Origin of the sequence: Phyllobacterium calauticae (genome assembly GCF_019991125.1) — a bacterium.
Lineage (GTDB): Bacteria > Pseudomonadota > Alphaproteobacteria > Rhizobiales > Rhizobiaceae > Phyllobacterium > Phyllobacterium calauticae.
The window spans coordinates 1-16,655 of sequence record NZ_JAGENB010000004.1 but is presented as its reverse complement, the minus strand read 5'-3'; the positions used below and the strand labels follow the sequence as shown (position 1 = coordinate 16,655).

General features: G+C 57.4%; 14 protein-coding genes. 5 read left to right on the top strand and 9 right to left on the bottom strand.

The genetic code is table 11. The features are described from left to right. Positions 1-2: 2 nt before the first annotated feature. The 7 genes from J1W56_RS15465 to J1W56_RS15435 form a co-directional block, all read right to left on the bottom strand. Positions 3-1,001 (bottom strand): LacI family DNA-binding transcriptional regulator, encoded by a 999-nt coding sequence (locus J1W56_RS15465; RefSeq protein WP_223614168.1) that lies wholly within the window; start codon positions 999-1,001, stop codon positions 3-5. A gap of 137 nt (positions 1,002-1,138) precedes the next feature. Continuing rightward, complete coding sequence (locus J1W56_RS15460; RefSeq protein ID WP_223614167.1) at positions 1,139-1,909, bottom strand: TIM barrel protein; 771 nt, start codon at positions 1,907-1,909, stop codon at positions 1,139-1,141. Positions 1,910-1,955: 46 nt separating this feature from the next. Continuing rightward, positions 1,956-3,962, bottom strand: coding sequence for an aldo/keto reductase (locus tag J1W56_RS15455; RefSeq protein ID WP_223614166.1), 2,007 nt, complete (start codon positions 3,960-3,962; stop codon positions 1,956-1,958). A 62-nt stretch (positions 3,963-4,024) separates the two neighbouring features. Further along, positions 4,025-5,113: an ABC transporter ATP-binding protein gene (locus J1W56_RS15450; protein WP_223614165.1), complete on the bottom strand. Its 1,089-nt coding sequence runs from the start codon at positions 5,111-5,113 to the stop codon at positions 4,025-4,027. Positions 5,114-5,124: 11 nt separating this feature from the next. Continuing rightward, the gene (locus J1W56_RS15445; protein ID WP_223614164.1) at positions 5,125-5,961 is read right to left on the bottom strand and encodes a carbohydrate ABC transporter permease; all 837 of its coding nucleotides are present in this window, start codon (positions 5,959-5,961) and stop codon (positions 5,125-5,127) included. Then, complete coding sequence (locus J1W56_RS15440) at positions 5,958-6,818, bottom strand: carbohydrate ABC transporter permease (RefSeq protein WP_223614163.1); 861 nt, start codon at positions 6,816-6,818, stop codon at positions 5,958-5,960. Before J1W56_RS15440 ends, J1W56_RS15445 begins: the two co-directional genes overlap by 4 nt. A gap of 79 nt (positions 6,819-6,897) precedes the next feature. Beyond that, a complete protein-coding gene (locus J1W56_RS15435) occupies positions 6,898-8,178 on the bottom strand; it encodes an extracellular solute-binding protein (RefSeq protein WP_223614162.1) in 1,281 nt (426 codons plus the stop codon). 86 nt (positions 8,179-8,264) lie between these two features. Here J1W56_RS15435 and J1W56_RS15430 point away from each other — a divergent pair, with 86 nt between their 5' ends. Further along, a complete protein-coding gene (locus tag J1W56_RS15430; protein WP_223614575.1) occupies positions 8,265-9,188 on the top strand; it encodes a helix-turn-helix domain-containing protein in 924 nt (307 codons plus the stop codon). A 254-nt stretch (positions 9,189-9,442) separates the two neighbouring features. Then, the gene (locus tag J1W56_RS15425; RefSeq protein ID WP_223614574.1) at positions 9,443-10,117 is read left to right on the top strand and encodes a FadR/GntR family transcriptional regulator; all 675 of its coding nucleotides are present in this window, start codon (positions 9,443-9,445) and stop codon (positions 10,115-10,117) included. Between the two features lie 4 nt (positions 10,118-10,121). Here J1W56_RS15425 and J1W56_RS15420 read toward each other — a convergent pair whose 3' ends face one another. Together J1W56_RS15420 and araD1 are read right to left on the bottom strand one after the other, a co-directional pair. Next, entirely contained in the window at positions 10,122-10,892 is a 771-nt protein-coding gene (locus J1W56_RS15420; RefSeq protein ID WP_223614161.1) for an SDR family NAD(P)-dependent oxidoreductase, read from the bottom strand. 65 nt (positions 10,893-10,957) lie between these two features. Beyond that, on the bottom strand, positions 10,958-11,950 hold the full coding sequence (gene araD1 / locus J1W56_RS15415; protein WP_223614160.1) for an AraD1 family protein: 993 nt from the start codon (positions 11,948-11,950) through the stop codon (positions 10,958-10,960). 329 nt (positions 11,951-12,279) lie between these two features. Between araD1 and chvE the strand changes: the two genes are divergently transcribed. From chvE to mmsB, 3 genes are all read left to right on the top strand, one after another. Then, positions 12,280-13,335 carry a multiple monosaccharide ABC transporter substrate-binding protein gene (chvE, locus tag J1W56_RS15410; protein WP_223614159.1) on the top strand — a complete coding sequence of 352 codons (1,056 nt, stop codon included), beginning with the start codon at positions 12,280-12,282 and terminating at the stop codon, positions 13,333-13,335. A 174-nt stretch (positions 13,336-13,509) separates the two neighbouring features. After that, positions 13,510-15,039 (top strand): multiple monosaccharide ABC transporter ATP-binding protein, encoded by a 1,530-nt coding sequence (mmsA, locus tag J1W56_RS15405; protein WP_223614158.1) that lies wholly within the window; start codon positions 13,510-13,512, stop codon positions 15,037-15,039. Beyond that, positions 15,036-16,235, top strand: coding sequence for a multiple monosaccharide ABC transporter permease (mmsB, locus tag J1W56_RS15400; RefSeq protein ID WP_223614157.1), 1,200 nt, complete (start codon positions 15,036-15,038; stop codon positions 16,233-16,235). The genes mmsA and mmsB overlap by 4 nt, the downstream gene beginning before the upstream one ends. The last annotated feature ends 420 nt before the right edge of the window (positions 16,236-16,655 follow it).

The window sequence follows — 16,655 nt, the reverse complement described above, 5'->3', positions numbered from 1 at the left end:
GATCAGGAGCTTGACCGCGCGACGAAATAGGTTGGCACCTGAATCAGTTTCTCGCCCGCGTTGAACAGGGCTGGTTCCCGCAGAAACTTCAGGATTTCATCGATATAGGCGGCCTTGTCGTAACCGATGGATGAAATCGGATAGGCCTCGTATTCCGCCAGGGTCACGTCGTCGAAGCCGTAGAGACGGAATGTCCGCGGCCGGTTGTCCGGAAAGTCGTTCCGGTGCACATCGAGAACGCCCATGGCCATCGCGTCGGAGGTGCAGAACACGGCGTCGGCTGGCTGCCAATCGGACGAGGATGCCACATGGCGGCCGCTCTGGTAGGAGTAATCGCCGCGCAGTTCCGCGACCAGCCTGATGTCCTGGCGCTGCAGTTCCGATTTGTAGACGGCGATGCGTGTCTGTTCGACCGGCGAGGCGGACCGGCCTGTCACGAGGAGGGCACTGCGCACGCCCTTGTTCCGGGCATCTGTGACCGCTGCGGCAATCCCCACCTGCTCATCGGGAATGATGGCGGGAGAGCTCACATCCCGCATGCCGTTGAGCATCAGGACGCTGTCGTTGCGGAACATTTTCCGCACCGTTTCCGCATCGGCGAAATCCGAGAACACGAGGGCCGCGTCCACGTGATAGGCAATGCCGTTGCGCAGGAACTCGTCTATCCGCTCGGCCGAGCCGACGCGGACAAAGATCACCTGTTTGCCGATGGACTGGATCTGGCTGATCAGGAGATCGAACAGGTCAAGATCCGAGAGATCATGGATGTGGTTGACGATGACGGCAACGAGATTGACGGTCTTTGTCGTCAGGCTCCGCGCCAGGAGGTTGGGTTTGAAGCCAAGCTTGGCAGCCGCTGCCAGTACCCGCTCCCGTTTGTCGGCCGAGACGGGTCTTGGTTCGCTTGACAGCGCCCGGGACGCGATGGCGCGGGAGACACCCGCCAGTTCGGCGACATCCGCAATGGTTGGCAGGGTGTGGCGTTTGCGCGGATCGGTCATGGATATCGGCATCCTTCATGTCTGATCCGCTCTTTGGTGTTGCCAAAAACGATACGTTAATGGCCAGCAGGCAGGAAGCAAGGATCGATCCATGCTTACCCGCTTCCCCCTCAGCACATCAATAGCAAAACACGTTTCTAACGTGGGCCAAGTGTGCGGAACGTCATCTCCAGACTCGATTGTGTGTCGGCGGTTGGCCGGTACTCCAGTCCGACAAATCCATTGTAGCCGTTGTCAAACAGCCAATGCAGGGATTTTGACAATTCCAGTGTGCCGCTGCCGGGTTCATTGCGGCCGGGATGGTCAGCAATATGGACATGGGCAACGCGGTCGATCCGGTCTTTGAGCACCTCTGCCGTCGCTTCTCCCATGACGAGAGAATGGTAGATATCGTAGACAATCCGGATTTCCGGACGGTTTACTTCATCGATAATATCAAGGCCTTCAACCGTTGAATGAAGAAAATAGCCCTTGTGGTCAATCAGGGTGTTGAGTGGTTCAAGCCCCAGCACAACGCCGGTTCCAGCCAGCACGTCGGCCGCCTGTGTGAGGCAATCGACCAAGGCCTGATGTTGTTCGGCGCGGGTGCGGCCGGGAAGATCATCCCCGGCCTGCGCGATGAGCACCTTGGCACCCAGCCGGTTTGCCATTTCGGCGCTGGCCCGCAGACCAACCAGAAAGGCATCATGGGACGCAGGATCGGTCAGCGGAATCATTGGCTCCGCGACGAGACTGGACAACGCAAGTTTTGTTTCCGCCAATGCCTTTTCGACAGCCGGTATGTCCTTCTCAGTCCATTTCCAGAACTCGACCGCGTCAAGCCCGGCATCCCTTGCCAAGCGGATGCGGTTGGCAAAATCAGGCGACTCGGGAGCGAACAACCACTCGATACATGCCGAATACTTCATCGCTTCCCCCTTGCTGATTTTATCCTCCTGCTTGCCACATCCACGCCTAGCCTTCCAGCCATTTCACCTGATCCGGGGTCAGATTGATGTCGAGTGCGGAAAGGCTGTCTTCAAGCTCGCCAAGGGTACGTGGCCCAATGAGCGGAATGACGGGGAAGGGCTGGGCCAGCACATAGGCCAGCGCCACGTGAATTGGATTGCGGCCGAGTTTACCTGCCAGTTCTATGGCGCGATCACGCCGGCCAAAGTTTCTGTCGGAATACCAGACGCGAACCAGTTCCTCATCGTCACGCTTGTCACGGCCGGCGCGATCAGTAAAGAAGCCGCGCCCCTGGCTTGACCAGGCAAAGTTCGGCATCTGCTTCGCGTTTAGCCAGCTTTTCCAATTCTCATCCGAGGCTGCGACGCAACCGGCCCAGATCGGGTCCAGCATTTCGGCGAGCGAGAAATTGTTGGACAGGGCACCGGGCGCCGTCTTGCCGTTCTTCACCGCATAGGCAATGGCCTTATCCATGCGTTCCCGCGTCCAGTTCGACCCGCCGAACGGGCCGCGAATCCGGCCCGCCTTAACTTCCGCATCCATGGCGTCGACAAATTCGCCGACCGGGATATCGGGATTGTCGCGGTGCATGAAATAGACGTCGACATGATCGGTCTTCAGGCGGTCAAGCGACCGGGAGAGCTGTTTGCCGATGGCATCGGGATAACAGAGCGGCGAATGGGCTCCCTTGCCGATGAGGACAATATCCTCCCGTGGAACGGAGCGGCTGGTATGCCAGTCGCCGAAGATTTCCTCGGTCTTTCCCCCGGCATAGATAAAGGCCGTATCGAACAGATTGCCGCCCGCCTCGTAATAGGCATCCAAGGTGAGGGAACCGGCGGCGAAATTCGGGAAGAACTCAAATCCGAGCGCCACGGATGATGCAGGTTTCGCAAGACCCGGGATTGCCCTCTTGGGTACACTTTTGCCCTGCACAGGCACATTGCCAGAGATTGTGGTTGTTCGCTTGGCAGCCTTTTCAATGCTGTATTCGAGTCCGACAGCAGCACGCCATTGATCCAGCACCCGCAGATTGCCGAGCGAGTCCGCCCAACTCATGCCGGGTGTTGCAAATTCCTGCCGTTTCTCGCGGATGGCATTGCCTGCCGCGTCCACTTCGAAGGCATAAAGCCAGCGGCCTTCTTCTACCTCGACGGTCTCATGCACGCCGCCGGACCGGAAAATCTCGATCTTGCCTGTGCCACCCTGTTGACCGGAGGCATACCAGAAATCCCTAACCTCGATGCGCCCCTGTGCGCCGATAATACGAAGTGTATTGTCCTGCTCCGCCATGATCGAGCATGAGACTTCGGCAACAATACCGTTCGGGAATTTAAGCAGGGCAGACGCCCATTCGTCGACACCTGTCTGGCCAAGATGACCAGCACCGGAGACAAAGTCCGGTTCGAGAAATGGTTTGCCTTCGATGCTGCCCGCAATCAGCCGTGCCATGGAAACAGGATAGCAGCCGACGTCGAGAATACCGCCGCCTGCGGTGTCGTTGGCAAAGAGGCGATGATCCGGTCTGACGCTGCCCATATTGAAGCCGAAACTTGACCGGATGATACGGATATCGCCGATGACACCGCTTTTGATGAGCTCGATCAGCTTGGCGGTTTGCGGATGAAGACGATACATGAAGGCTTCACCGGCAAACACACCTGCCTTGCGGGCTTCGTGGAAGATCGCATCCGCATCATAGGCGCTGAGCGCAATCGGCTTTTCAACGAGCACATGCTTTCCGGCGCGAATGGTTTTGATCGCCCATTCGGCATGGCCCGTGTGCGGTGTTGCGATGTAAACCGCGTCGATCTCGGGGTCACGCAGCAAGGCATCATAGCCGTTGACGATGCGGGCGCCGGGAAACTGGGTTGCGAGTTCCGGCTTGTCCGGATTGCGCGAGGCAATGGCGATGAGCTTTCCCGTTGCCGAATGGGCAATGCCATCGGCAAAGGTGCGGGCGATGGTGCCGGGGCCGATAATGCCCCAGCGAACGGATGCTGTGTCAGTCATGCTAGATCCTCTTTGGGTGAGTTGCGGCCACCGGGAGCGTGGCTGGAAAGGCGAAGTCCGGTTTATCGAAGCCTGTTTCCTGCACTGTCGAACAGCAGGGCGTGGCTGGATTTGATAGCGATGGTCAGGGTGTCGGTCTTGAGTGCATTGCGCGATTCCTCACGCTCGATGATCAGCTGTTCCCCGCCGGCGACATTGGCGTAGATGTAACTGGTGTTGCCGAGATGTTCGGCAACATCCACCGTGACGGTCATGTCGGCATCCCCCTGACCCGCCTTGGCGAAGTGCTCGGGACGCACGCCGAGCGTCACTTTCTCACCAAGTGCCGGTGGCGGATTGTTCATGGGCAGGGTGAGACGGATTTTGCCCTGATTCACGAGGGTGATGGTGATGCTGTCAGTATCCGCCGCAACAACCTCGGCGCTCATGAAGTTCATTTTCGGCGAACCAACGAAACCGGCCACAAACTGGTTGGCGGGGTTGTCGTAGAGATCGAGCGGCGCGCCAATCTGTTCGATATTACCGCCCCGCAGCACCACGATCTTGTCTGCCAGCGTCATGGCTTCAGTCTGGTCATGAGTCACATAGATCATGGTCGTGCCCAGCTCCTTGTGCAGGCGGGAAATCTCGACGCGCATCTGCACCCGCAGCTCCGCATCGAGGTTGGAGAGCGGTTCATCAAACAGGAAAACCCGCGGTTCACGAACGATGGCGCGGCCAATGGCAACGCGCTGGCGCTGTCCGCCCGACAGTTGTTTCGGGCGGCGCTGCATCAGCTCCTTGATCTGAAGAATGTCCGCCACCCGCTGAACCCGGCGCTCCGTATCGGCTTTCGGGTTGCCGGTCATGCGCAGTCCAAAGGCGAGATTTTGCTCGACAGTCATGTGGGGATAAAGCGCATAGGACTGGAACACCATGGCGATGCCGCGGTCGGCAGGCTCGACGTCGTTGACCAGTGTATCTCCGATATGGATTTCGCCATCGGTTATGTGCTCGAGGCCGGCAATCATGCGCAAGAGCGTGGACTTGCCGCAGCCGGAGGGGCCGACAAACACCACGAACTCGCCATCGGCCACATCGAGGCTGGCGTTGCGGATGATCTCGTAGGAACCGAAGCGTTTGACGACATTCCTGAGTGAAAGTTCGGCCATGCGGCGTTTCCCTATTTGATGGCGCCGGCGGCGATGCCGGCGATGAAGTGGCGCTGCAGAAGAATGAAAATGATGAGGATCGGTGCCGTGAGCATGACGGCGCCGGCCATGATGCCGCCCCACGACACCTTGGTGAGACCGATCAATGTTCCGAGCGCAACAGGAGCGGTCAGCATACCCGGCCGGGAATTGATCAGCAGCGGCCAGAGGTAATTGTTCCAGGATGCAAGGAAGAGAATGATTGCCAAAGCCGCCATGGTTGGCCGTGCCAGAGGCAGGGCAATGCGCAGGAAGATCTGCCATTCCTTGACGCCTTCCACCCGTGCGGCATCGAAGAGTTCAGCCGGCATCATGGAAAAGGCCTGCCGCATGAACAGCACGCCAAGCGAATTGAAGAGCGGCGGAACGATGAGCGCAATCCATGTGTTCGCCATCTTGAACTCCCGCGCCACCATGATGAATTGCGGGATCACCACAACGAAATAGGGCAGGGTGATCGTGCCGAGGATGATTGCGATGACCAGAGACTTACCGACGAAAAGGTAACGGGCCAGCGCCCAGCCTGCCATGGAGGTAAGCAGGACCGACAGGACGGTGTAGACGATCGCGACACCTATGGAGATCATCAGCGCCCGGATGAAATCCGTATCCGCCTGCAGGTTGCTGAAATTCTCCAGGAAATGCGTGGATGGGAGAAGTTCGATCTGCGGGCTGAAAATGCCGTAGTCCGGCATGGTCGCGAATACGAACATCATCCAGAGCGGAAACAGCCAGATGATCGCCAGCGGGATAAGGGCGCCATGCAGTGCCAGCGAGCGGACCAGGGTCGAGCGTGACTGCGACTTCATTTCTCGTCCCTCCCGACCCAAAGATTGAGGAGTGAAATCAGGATTGCCAGTGCGGCCATGGTGTAGGCGATCGCCGAAGCGTAGCCGAAATTGAGCGATGTGAAGCCTTGCCTATAGAGGAACAGTCCGAGGGTTTCCGTACCGCCGCCGGGGCCACCGCGATTGGTAATCAGGAATGGTTCGGTGAAAAGCTGCATGGAGCCGATGATCGACAGGATGACACAGAAAAGGATGATCGGCTTCAGAAGCGGCAGTGTGATGTAGATGAACTGCCGGGCCTTGCCCACGCGATCCAGCGTTGCCGCTTCGTAGACATCGCCGGGGATGGATTGAAGTCCGGCCAGAATGAGGATCGCATTGTATCCGGCCCAGCGCCATGTCACTGCAATGATAAGAAGCGCCATGGCCGCGGGGGCGTCCGCAAACCATGAAATCGAAGCTATGCCGACACTGTTCAGCAGCTTGTTGATGACACCGAAATCAAGATTGAACATCAACCGGAACACGGCGGCATAGGCGACTTCACCGACCACGATGGGTGCGAAGAAGGCAAAGCGGAAAAGGCCGCGTGCTCTCAGAAGTGGAGAATTGAGCAGCACTGCCATGACTGTCGCCAGCGTGATCATCACCGGAACCTGAATGATCAGGATGATCATCGTGTTCTTCAGCGCATTGTAGAAGGCGGGATCGTTGAACAGACGGCCCCAATTGGCACCAAAGCTGAAAACCCAGGGATTCACACGGGTGTTCTGAAACGACATCAGAAACGAGCTGATAATCGGCCATATCCAGAAGGCCGCAAAAATCATGAGATAGGGGGCAAGGAACCCATAGGCGGCCCGGTTGCGCAGCTGCATCGGTTGTCCTCCACGGCGGATAGTCAGGTCTTCCAACGGAATGCCGGACGGGCGCTCCGACCCCTGTCCGGCACTGAGCTCATTGAGCGATTGGCAGTCCTGTTGCCGATGCAATCTGGTTTGCTGCATCATCCAGCGCGGCCTTCGCGTTGGGATATCCTCCCGCAAAATATTTGGTTTGGGTTGCCTTGTAGATGCCATCCGCATCACCCTGAAACGCAGTGCCGCGACTTGCCACGACCTTTGGCAATGTTCCAAGAATATCTGCCCAGATTGCCTGCCCGCCCCAATAGGACTGCGGTTCGGAGACGAAGGGTTGTTTTTCCGCGCTGAGCAGCGAGGGTACGAGACCAAAGCTCTTGAGCATGGTGATCTGTCCCTCATCGGTGCCAAGGACGTAGTTCAGATATGTCCAGGCTGCTTTCTTGTTCTGGGAGCCATTGCTGATTGCCAATGACGAACCGCCGACATTGGCCGCATGGGCCCCGTTGGGCGCAAGACTTGGCATGAGGTAGACGCCCCATTTGCCCGCAAGTTTGGGCGAGTTGGTGCGGATGGTACCCTCATACCAGCCACCATAAAGCTGGCTCGCGACGGTGCCGGCTGTGTTGGCCTGAACCTTTTCATCCCAGTTGGCTGCCGTAAGCGTGCCTGCGTCCTTCATCTGCTTGATCTTCTCCAGCGTGGCAATGCATGCGGGCTGGTTGATGGCTATGGTCTGGCCATCGGCGGAAAAGAAGCCGCAACCCTGCTCGTTGGAGATCATGCGAAACCATTCGCTGTCGCCGTTGAAGTCCGCCTGAGCCATGACAACACTGGGGTTGGCAGCGGCAATTTTCTTGCCAGCGGCGATGAAATCATCCCAAGTCGTTATGCTCTTGGGGTCAACGCCAGCCTTTTCGTAATAGTCGCGCCGGTAAAAAACGGCGACGGGACCGGAGTCCCATGGCATGGCATAGGGGACATCGCCGGCTTCCAGCTCAGTGCGTTTGAAATCCGGGAATTTGGCTTGTATCTCGCTGGTATAGCCGAGATCCTTCAGATTGGCGAAGCAATCGGGAAAACGGTTCCAGAAAATCTCGGCCTTGTAATTCTCGATCGTGACGACATCCGGCAGGCCGTCCCCGCCCGCAGCACAGGCAGCGAGTGTCTTGTCAAAGACCTGGTGATTGCCAAGATCCTGAACATTCACCTTTATATCCGGAAACTGCTTGTTGAAGCCCTCCAGCGATGCTTTCAGTGAAGAAGCCGCGATATCCCAGCTCCAGATGGTAATCTCGGTTGGCTGTGCCAGTGCGGTTGCCGAACCCATGCCCAATGCTGCGACAAGTGCTGTCGCGCCAAGAAATTTGAAGCTCATTGAAAATCCTCCCTTTTCAATTGCCCGATCTTTGCGAACATGGCTACACTAGCGGCAAGGGAGCGCCTGTCTCTCATAAAGGGAACATGAATTGGGCGGAAAGTAAGATGGGAGAAAGGCCGATCTATCAGCCGGGGGCGAGCAGTGTCGAAGGTCTGCCGACAGCTCTGCAAATGTTTCACAATCACCCGCTCGTCATGGCCATGCCGCATTGGCACGCACAAGTCGAGGTCAACTACGTCATTCGCGGTTCCGTGCATTATCGGATGAAGGATCACAAAATCCGCCTCAATGCGGGTGATATGTGCCTGTTCTGGGGCGGCCAGCCGCACCGGATGGACGAATCTTCCGACGATTCGATTTACGCGGGCGCGCACCTACCGCTCGTGTATTTCTTTCGCATGCGTCTGCCGGAGAGCGTGCCAAGCCGATTGATGCAGGGAGCAACCCTTGTCACCGCTGCAACCGACGCGGCCGACAGGGAAAACTTTACGCGATGGTACGCCTATGCCCGGTCAGGCGATCCCGTGAAGGCGGAACATGCGGTCAATGAACTGCTTCTGCGGATCGAACGTATTGGCTTCGAGCCTTATCGCCTGGTGCCTGATTGCCCGAATATATCTGCTGGTGAGCAATCCAGTCAGCAGTCGTCCAGGGCGGTTGCGCGGATGTGTGATTTTATAGCAGGCAACTTTCTGCAGGATATTGACTCGATCGACATAGCCACGTCGGCGGGGCTTCATCCCAAATATGCGATGAGCGTATTCAAGAAATCGACCGGCATGACATTGAACAATTACGTGAGTCTTCTCAGGCTGTCCTACGCGCAGGCCATGCTATTGCAGGACAGGGCGAATGTGCTGCAGGTCGCGATGGACAGTGGGTTTGGCTCGCTCAGCGCCTTCAACAAGTCGTTCCGCAATATTGCCGGCATGTCCCCATCGGACTTCCGGCGTGATCTGCGCAGCGGAGGGCAATTGACCGGCGGGGCGGCTGGATTTCAAGGGTAGCGCCCATGGCAAGCGGCAGCGGATTTGCGCGTTGTTCAGATTGAGAATTGTTATTGATCATATAATATTATAAATAGTGCTCAGGGAGGAACTGGCGAAGCAGATTGCGTCTACGAAGCACGTGGAGCCGATCAATATTTGCTTTAGCGTCAAGAAGCAAATCGCCAGTCACAGGGATACAATTGGTCGAAAACGAACTCAGCAATTATGATTTCCGTACGGCGGGTCATTCGCGTACGCATCACGGCCACGTCATGCGCGATCTTGGCCTGCGGATCGTCAACGGGTCCTATCCCGAGAACAGCATTCTGCCGGGGGACGCGGAACTGCTCGAGCGCTTTGGCGTGTCGCGCACCGTTCTGCGCGAGGCGTTGAAGACCCTCGCAGCAAAGGGGCTTATCCAGCCCAAGGCCAAGATCGGCACCCGCGTACTGGAGCGCTCCAACTGGAACCTTTTCGATCCGGATATTCTCGTCTGGCATTTCGAGGCCGGTGCCAGCGCCGCCTTCCTGTCCAGCATCGTGGAAATGCGCCTGGCGCTGGAACCGGAAGCTGCGGGTCTCGCCGCACTACGGCGCACCGAAGCGCAGCTAGCAAAGCTCTACGAGTGGGTTGAGCAGATGGGCAGCACACGGGAATCGCCGGCCCATTTTGTCCATAGCGACCTGCAGTTCCACATTGCCATTGCGGAAGCCTCCGGCAATCCGTTCATGCGTTCGATCAGTGCCCTGATCGAGGTGGCGCTGGTGACAACGTTCACGATCAGCTCGCCCATACCCAACACCGAGCGTCACATGCATTCGGTTGCACGGCACCGGGCCATCGCCGATGCCATCAGGGACCGGAACGTTGCGGCTGCCAAGGAAGCCATGCGCGGCGTCATTCAGGATGGCGCCGAACGCGTCCTGGCAGCCTCGGGCACTGACTAGAGCCTTAGACCCATCCGCCGTCGACGATGAAGTTCTGGGCGGAACACATTCTGGAATCATCCGATGCGAGGAACAGCGCCATTCGGGCGATATCGTCGGGCATGACCCGCCCCGCCAGGCATTGGCTGCGGTCGATCAATTCATTGGCCGCATCGTCGACCCACAGATCGAGCTGGCGCTGGGTCATCACCCATCCCGGCACCAGCGTGTTGACGCGGATGGCGTGTTTGCCGAGATCGCGGGCAAAGGAGCGGGTGAGGCCGTGGACGGCCGACTTGGCAGAGGCATAGCCGGGATATCCTCCCGATGCCATCATCCAGCCGACGGAGCCGAAGTTGATGATGGAACCGCCGCCCGCGGCAATCATTGCCGGTGCGACTGCCTGGATGGCGAAAAACATATGGCGCAGATTCACCGCAATGCGCTGGTCGAAATACTCTGGTGTCACCTCGCGCCAGTCATGGCGTGTGTCATTGGCGGCATTGTTCACGAGAACCGTTGTCGCGCCTTGGATTTCCTCGATTTCGCGGATCGTTCTTTGATAGGCACCGATATCCGTCACGTCGGCGGCGCGAAATGTTACGTTGCCGCCTGAAGCATTCAAGTCTTCGGCGAGTTTTCTGCCTTCCGCCTCGGCAAGATCAACAAACCCCACCCTGGCGCCTTCCGCCGCAAAGGCGCGGACGATCATCTCGCCGATACCCGTTGCACCGCCGGAAATGAAAACTGGCTTGCCGGAAAGGCCGGGATAGCGTGCGAAAACGGACGGCTTCATTGTCATCATCTGTACCGATTATTGTTGCGGGCAGGGCGTGCGGACCTGTCTGGCAGTTTTGCACCTCAAAGTGTAGCCACTTTCACCTTTACCGGCTTTTGTATTTTCAGCGGATTGCGCAAGGGCAGGCCGAACGCGGACGCTTCGATTTCAAAGACGTCGCCATTCTCTGTCTTGACGCCATCGGCGAAGGACAGCGTTGCGGTTCCGAACATGTGGACATGGACATCGCCGGGCTGGCGGAAAACCGGATACTTGAAATGATGATGTTCGAGATTGGCAATCGTGTGGGACATGTTGTCTTCACCGGACAGGAAAGGTTTTTCCCAGATCGTCTTGCCCTTGCGCAGGATACGCGAACTGCCGCGAATGTCGGCCGGCAGATCACCGACGATCAACTCCGGTCCCAGGGAACAGGGGCGCAGTTTGGAGTGAGCCAGAAAGAGATAATTGACGCGCTCGGTGATATGATCGGAGAATTCATTGGCCAGTGCAAAGCCGATGCGGAACGGCGTGCCGTCGGAACCGATCACATAGATACCGGCAATCTCCGGTTCCTCGCCGGCGTCTTCGGCAAAGGCTGGAGACAAAAGCGGCTGCCCCGGCCCGGTGAGCATCGTGCCATTGCCCTTGTAGAACCATTCCGGCTGCACGCCGGTCTGTCCCTTTCTGGGTTTGCCGCCTTCAAGACCCATGCGGAACATCTTCATCGAATCGGTCAGGGTTTCTTCCTTGGCATCGTCGATCTTGCGGTGCATGGCATCGCGCGTCGCTGCGGATCCAAGATGAGTCAGGCCTGTTCCCGTCAGATGGATATGGGCTGGATCGTGCGTATCGATGGGCGACAGCAACCGCCCTTCGGCATAGGCGGCCGCAATGTCGAGCGCTTTGCCCAGCCCGCGCGCTTCGACGATCCTGGAGAGGGAGGTCTTGGCTTCAATGGCCGCGTGCGCGAGTTCGAGAACCGACCGGGTCCGCTTCACGTGCCGGAACGTATCATCCACCCGCGCGGCAACCCGCCGCTTCCCATTGGCATTGAGCAATTGAACCAAATTCACGTCTGTCCTCCCGGGGAATTATCGTGTGAAGCAGGCGCAGCTTCACTTCATTCTTGATTTTAAGCGAGTGATTTTTGAAAAATACTATAATAGTATTATATCGATGTAAACGGTTGCAAGCTCGGTTTTCTGATTGCGCTGGTGGCCTGCCGGGAAAGACTTTTTGCTGTGGTTCGAAAGGACTATTCCAAAAGTCATACTTTTGAGATAAGTGTTGCAAGGATCGTGCTCTGGGAGGAGCTGGAGGCTGATACGAAGACGATTCCACCCGGAAAACATGCTCGACTAAAATAGCGTCCATTAGGGAAATTGGGAGGATACCAGTGAAAATGTTTAAGATGGTTGCTGCAGGCCTGATCGCGCTTTCTGCGATGGGTACGCAGGGTTTTGCTCAGGACAAGGGCGCCGTTGGCATCTCGATGCCGACGAAATCCTCCGCACGCTGGATTGCTGACGGAGACAATATGGTGAAGGCGCTGAAGGAACGCGGCTACACCACCGACCTGCAATATGCGGAAGATGACATTCCAAACCAGCTTGCCCAGATCGAAAACATGGTCACCAAGGGCGTGAAGGTTCTGGTCATCGCGGCCATTGACGGCACCACGCTGTCCAATGTGCTGCAGCAGGCGCATGATGCGAACATCAAGGTCATTTCCTATGACCGCCTGATCCGCGATTCCGGCAATGTCGACTACTATACGACATTTGACAATTTTCAGGTTGGTGTCCTGCAGGCCGGATCGCTCGTGAAGGCGCTCGGTCTTCCCGAAGCAAAGGGCCCGTTCAACATCGAACTGTTCGGCGGCTCGCCCGACGATAACAACGCGTTCTTCTTCTACAATGGCGCGATGTCCGTGCTTCAGCCTCTGATCGACAGCGGCAAGCTCGTCGTCCAGTCCGGCCAGGCCGGCATGGACAAAGTCGGTACGCTGCGCTGGGATGGCGCCGTCGCCCAAGCCCGCATGGATAATCTCCTTTCCGCCTATTACACGGACAAGAAGGTCAACGCCGTTCTGTCGCCCTATGATGGCCTGTCGATCGGTATCCTGTCGTCGCTGCGCGGCGTCGGTTACGGCACCAAGGACCAGCCGTTCCCGTTTGTTTCCGGGCAGGATGCCGAAGTTCCCTCGGTGAAGTCGATCATCGCCGGTGAACAGTATTCCACGATCTACAAGGATACGCGTGAACTGGCCAAGGTGACGTCGAATGTCATCGACAAGGTGCTGAAGGGCGAGCAGCCGGAGATCAACGACACCAAGACCTACAACAATGGTGTCAAGGTTGTTCCGTCCTATCTCCTGAAGCCGGTGGAAGTGGACAAGACCAACTGGAAGGAAATCCTGATTGGCGGCGGTTATTACACCGAAGCCCAGATCAAATAAGTCTTGGATATCCGGCAAACCCTGCGCATCATTGCGCAGGGTTTGTTGTTACGCCGGTCGTGATGCCTGTCAAGAATGTTCCGCTGGTGTGCGACCGCTGGGTTTTTATAAGTTTGCCAAGAGAAACGCCATCTGAGCCTATAATGCCGCTCGCAGGCGTCGATGAGGATCTGCATGGATACTATCCTCGAAATGCGCAATATCACCAAAACCTTTCCCGGGGTGAAAGCGCTCAACAATGTCAATCTGAATGTCCGCAAGGGCGAGATTCACGCGCTCGTCGGCGAGAACGGTGCGGGAAAATCAACCCTCATGAAAGTGTTGAGCGGTGTCTATCCGCATGGCAGCTATGAGGGTGAAATTCATTATAACGGGCAGGAACAGCACTTTCGCGATATCGGCGACAGTGAAGCGAAAGGCATCATCATCATTCATCAGGAGCTGGCCCTTGTGCCGCTTCTGTCCATTGCCGAGAACATCTTCCTGGGCAATGAACCGGCGAAATTCGGCATTATCGATTGGCATGCTGCGGAAACCCGCACGCGCGCGCTGCTCAAGAAGGTCGGCCTGCGCGAAGATCCGCAGACGCTGATCACCAATCTCGGCGTCGGCAAGCAGCAGCTGGTGGAAATCGCCAAGGCCCTGTCGAAAGAGGTCGAACTGCTCATTCTCGACGAGCCGACGGCCAGTCTCAATGAAAAGGACAGCGATGCACTGCTTGAACTGCTGCTGGAGTTCAAGGCGCAGGGTATTTCGTCGATCCTGATTTCCCACAAGCTGAACGAAGTCGGCAAGGTTGCCGACCGCATCACCGTGCTGCGCGACGGAGCGACGATTGAAACGCTGGACAAGGACGCGATCTCCGAGGACCGGATCGTGACCTCCATGGTCGGCCGCCAGCTGGCGGATCGCTTTCCCCAGCGCGAGCCGGATATTGGCGACGTCGTCTTTGAAGTGAAGGACTGGGTGGTTCACCATCACGTTCACAGCGACCGGACCGTCATCAACGGTATCAATCTCAACGTTCGCAAGGGCGAGGTGGTGGGGATCGCCGGGCTGATGGGGGCAGGGCGCACCGAATTTGCCATGAGTGTCTTCGGCAAGGCCTATGGCCGCAAGATCAGCGGCGAGGTTTTCATCAAGGGCAGGAAGGTGGATGTCTCGACCATCGGCAAGGCCGTGGAAAACGGCATTGCCTATGTCACGGAAGATCGCAAGACCTACGGGCTCAATCTGATCGACCACATCAAGCACAACACCACCATCGTCAACCTTGACGGTGTTTCGCATGGCGGTGTGCTGGACGATATGGCGGAATTGAAAGTGGCCAATGAATATCGCCGCAAGACCAATATCCGCTCATCCAGCATCTATCAGAAAACCGGCAACCTTTCCGGCGGCAACCAGCAGAAGGTTGTCCTGTCGAAATGGCTCTTTGCCAATCCGGACCTGCTGATGCTGGACGAGCCAACCCGCGGGATCGACGTCGGGGCAAAATATGAAATCTATTCCATCATCAACCAGCTGGTGAGCGAGGGCAAAAGCGTACTGATGATCTCGTCGGAAATGCCGGAGCTGCTCGGCGTCTGTGACCGGATCTATGTGATGAACCAGGGAAGGATCGTCGGCGAAATGCCAGCCAAGGAAGCAAGCCAGGAAAAGATCATGCGCGCCATTATCCGTGCCGAAGGGAAAACATCATGACTGTTGAAACCGCAGCAACCCCGACGAAGACCGAAGCCAAGACGGACGGGTCGCCCATGAAGGGCAATCTGCGCGAATACGGGCTGGTGCTGGCGCTGATCCTGATCATGCTGTTCTTCCAGTTCACCACGAACGGCACGCTGTTCCGCCCGGTCAACCTGACCAACCTCGTCCTGCAGAACAGCTACATCATCATCATGGCCCTCGGCATGCTGCTGGTGATTGTCGCCGGTCACATCGATCTGTCGGTGGGGTCGGTCTCGGGATTTGTCGGCGGGCTTGCCGCCGTGATGATGGTGCAATGGCATATCCATTATATCCCGGCGACGATCCTGTGCCTCATCATGGGCGGTCTCATCGGCGCGGCCCAGGGCTATTGGGTTGCCTATCACAAGATACCGTCCTTCATCGTGACCCTGGCGGGGATGCTGGTTTTCAAGGGGTTGGCCCTGTGGCTTCTTGGCGGCCAGTCCGTCGGACCGTTCCCGCCGCAGTTCCAGTTGCTCAGCTCCGGTTTCATTCCCGACGTTTTTGGCGGCACCGGTTTCAACATCACATCCATGCTGGTCGGCATCCTTCTCGTGGCGCTGATGATCTATTTCAGCCTGCGCGGCCGGGCCAAGCGCGAGAAGCACGGCTATCAGGGCGAGCCGTTTGCTCTGTTTGCCGCCAAGAACCTCATCATCGCCGGCATCATCCTGTTCCTGACCTATCTCCTGTCCTCCTATAAGGGATTGCCGAATGTCCTGATCGTGATGTCGCTGCTGATCGCCCTGTTCGTTTTCGTGACGAAACGCATGACCGTCGGGCGGCGTATCTACGCCATGGGCGGCAATGAGAAGGCGGCAAAGCTGTCCGGCATCAAGACGGAGCGGCTGACCTTTCTTACCTTCGTCAATATGGGGGTTCTGGCCGCGCTGGCCGGGCTGATCTTTGCCGCTCGCCTCAACACGGCGACGCCAAAGGCCGGTCTCGGCTTCGAGCTCGACGTGATCGCCGCCGTCTTCATTGGCGGCGCGTCGGCGATGGGCGGCGTCGGGCAGGTGATGGGGGCCGTCATCGGCGCCTTCATCATGGGCGTCATGAACAATGGCATGTCGATCATGGGCGTCAACATCGACTGGCAGCAGGTGATCAAGGGACTGGTCCTGCTCGCGGCCGTGGTGTTTGACGTCTATAACAAGAACAAGGGGTAAAACGCCCACCCCGTTCTGAATGCAACAGCCCGGTCTCAAGCCGGGCTGTTTGTTTTCACGCCCTGAGTCGGTTCATTTGGTCGGCCCGCTCATCTTCATTCCGGAAAAAATGGATATTTCCGTGCCGGGGAACCGGAAAACAGCTTATGGTTAACGGATTATAACTGTCACATTTCCCCGGTCCGGGAGCAGAATTCCCGTATTTGCTGGCTTCTGGGTGTTGTCTCCGTTGAGTTATCCCCAGGGGTTGCTTGGCTGATTTGAGAAAGTTTGGATTTGTGCGTTTTTTTGGGAAAGGCGTGTTGACAGTTTTGGTGGGTGGGGTCTATATACCGACACAACGAGGGCGGGGCGCCGCTGGCGGTTGCTGAATGCGCCCTAAAGGAAGCTCTCAAGTGGTTTTCGGATTGTTACGCAAGT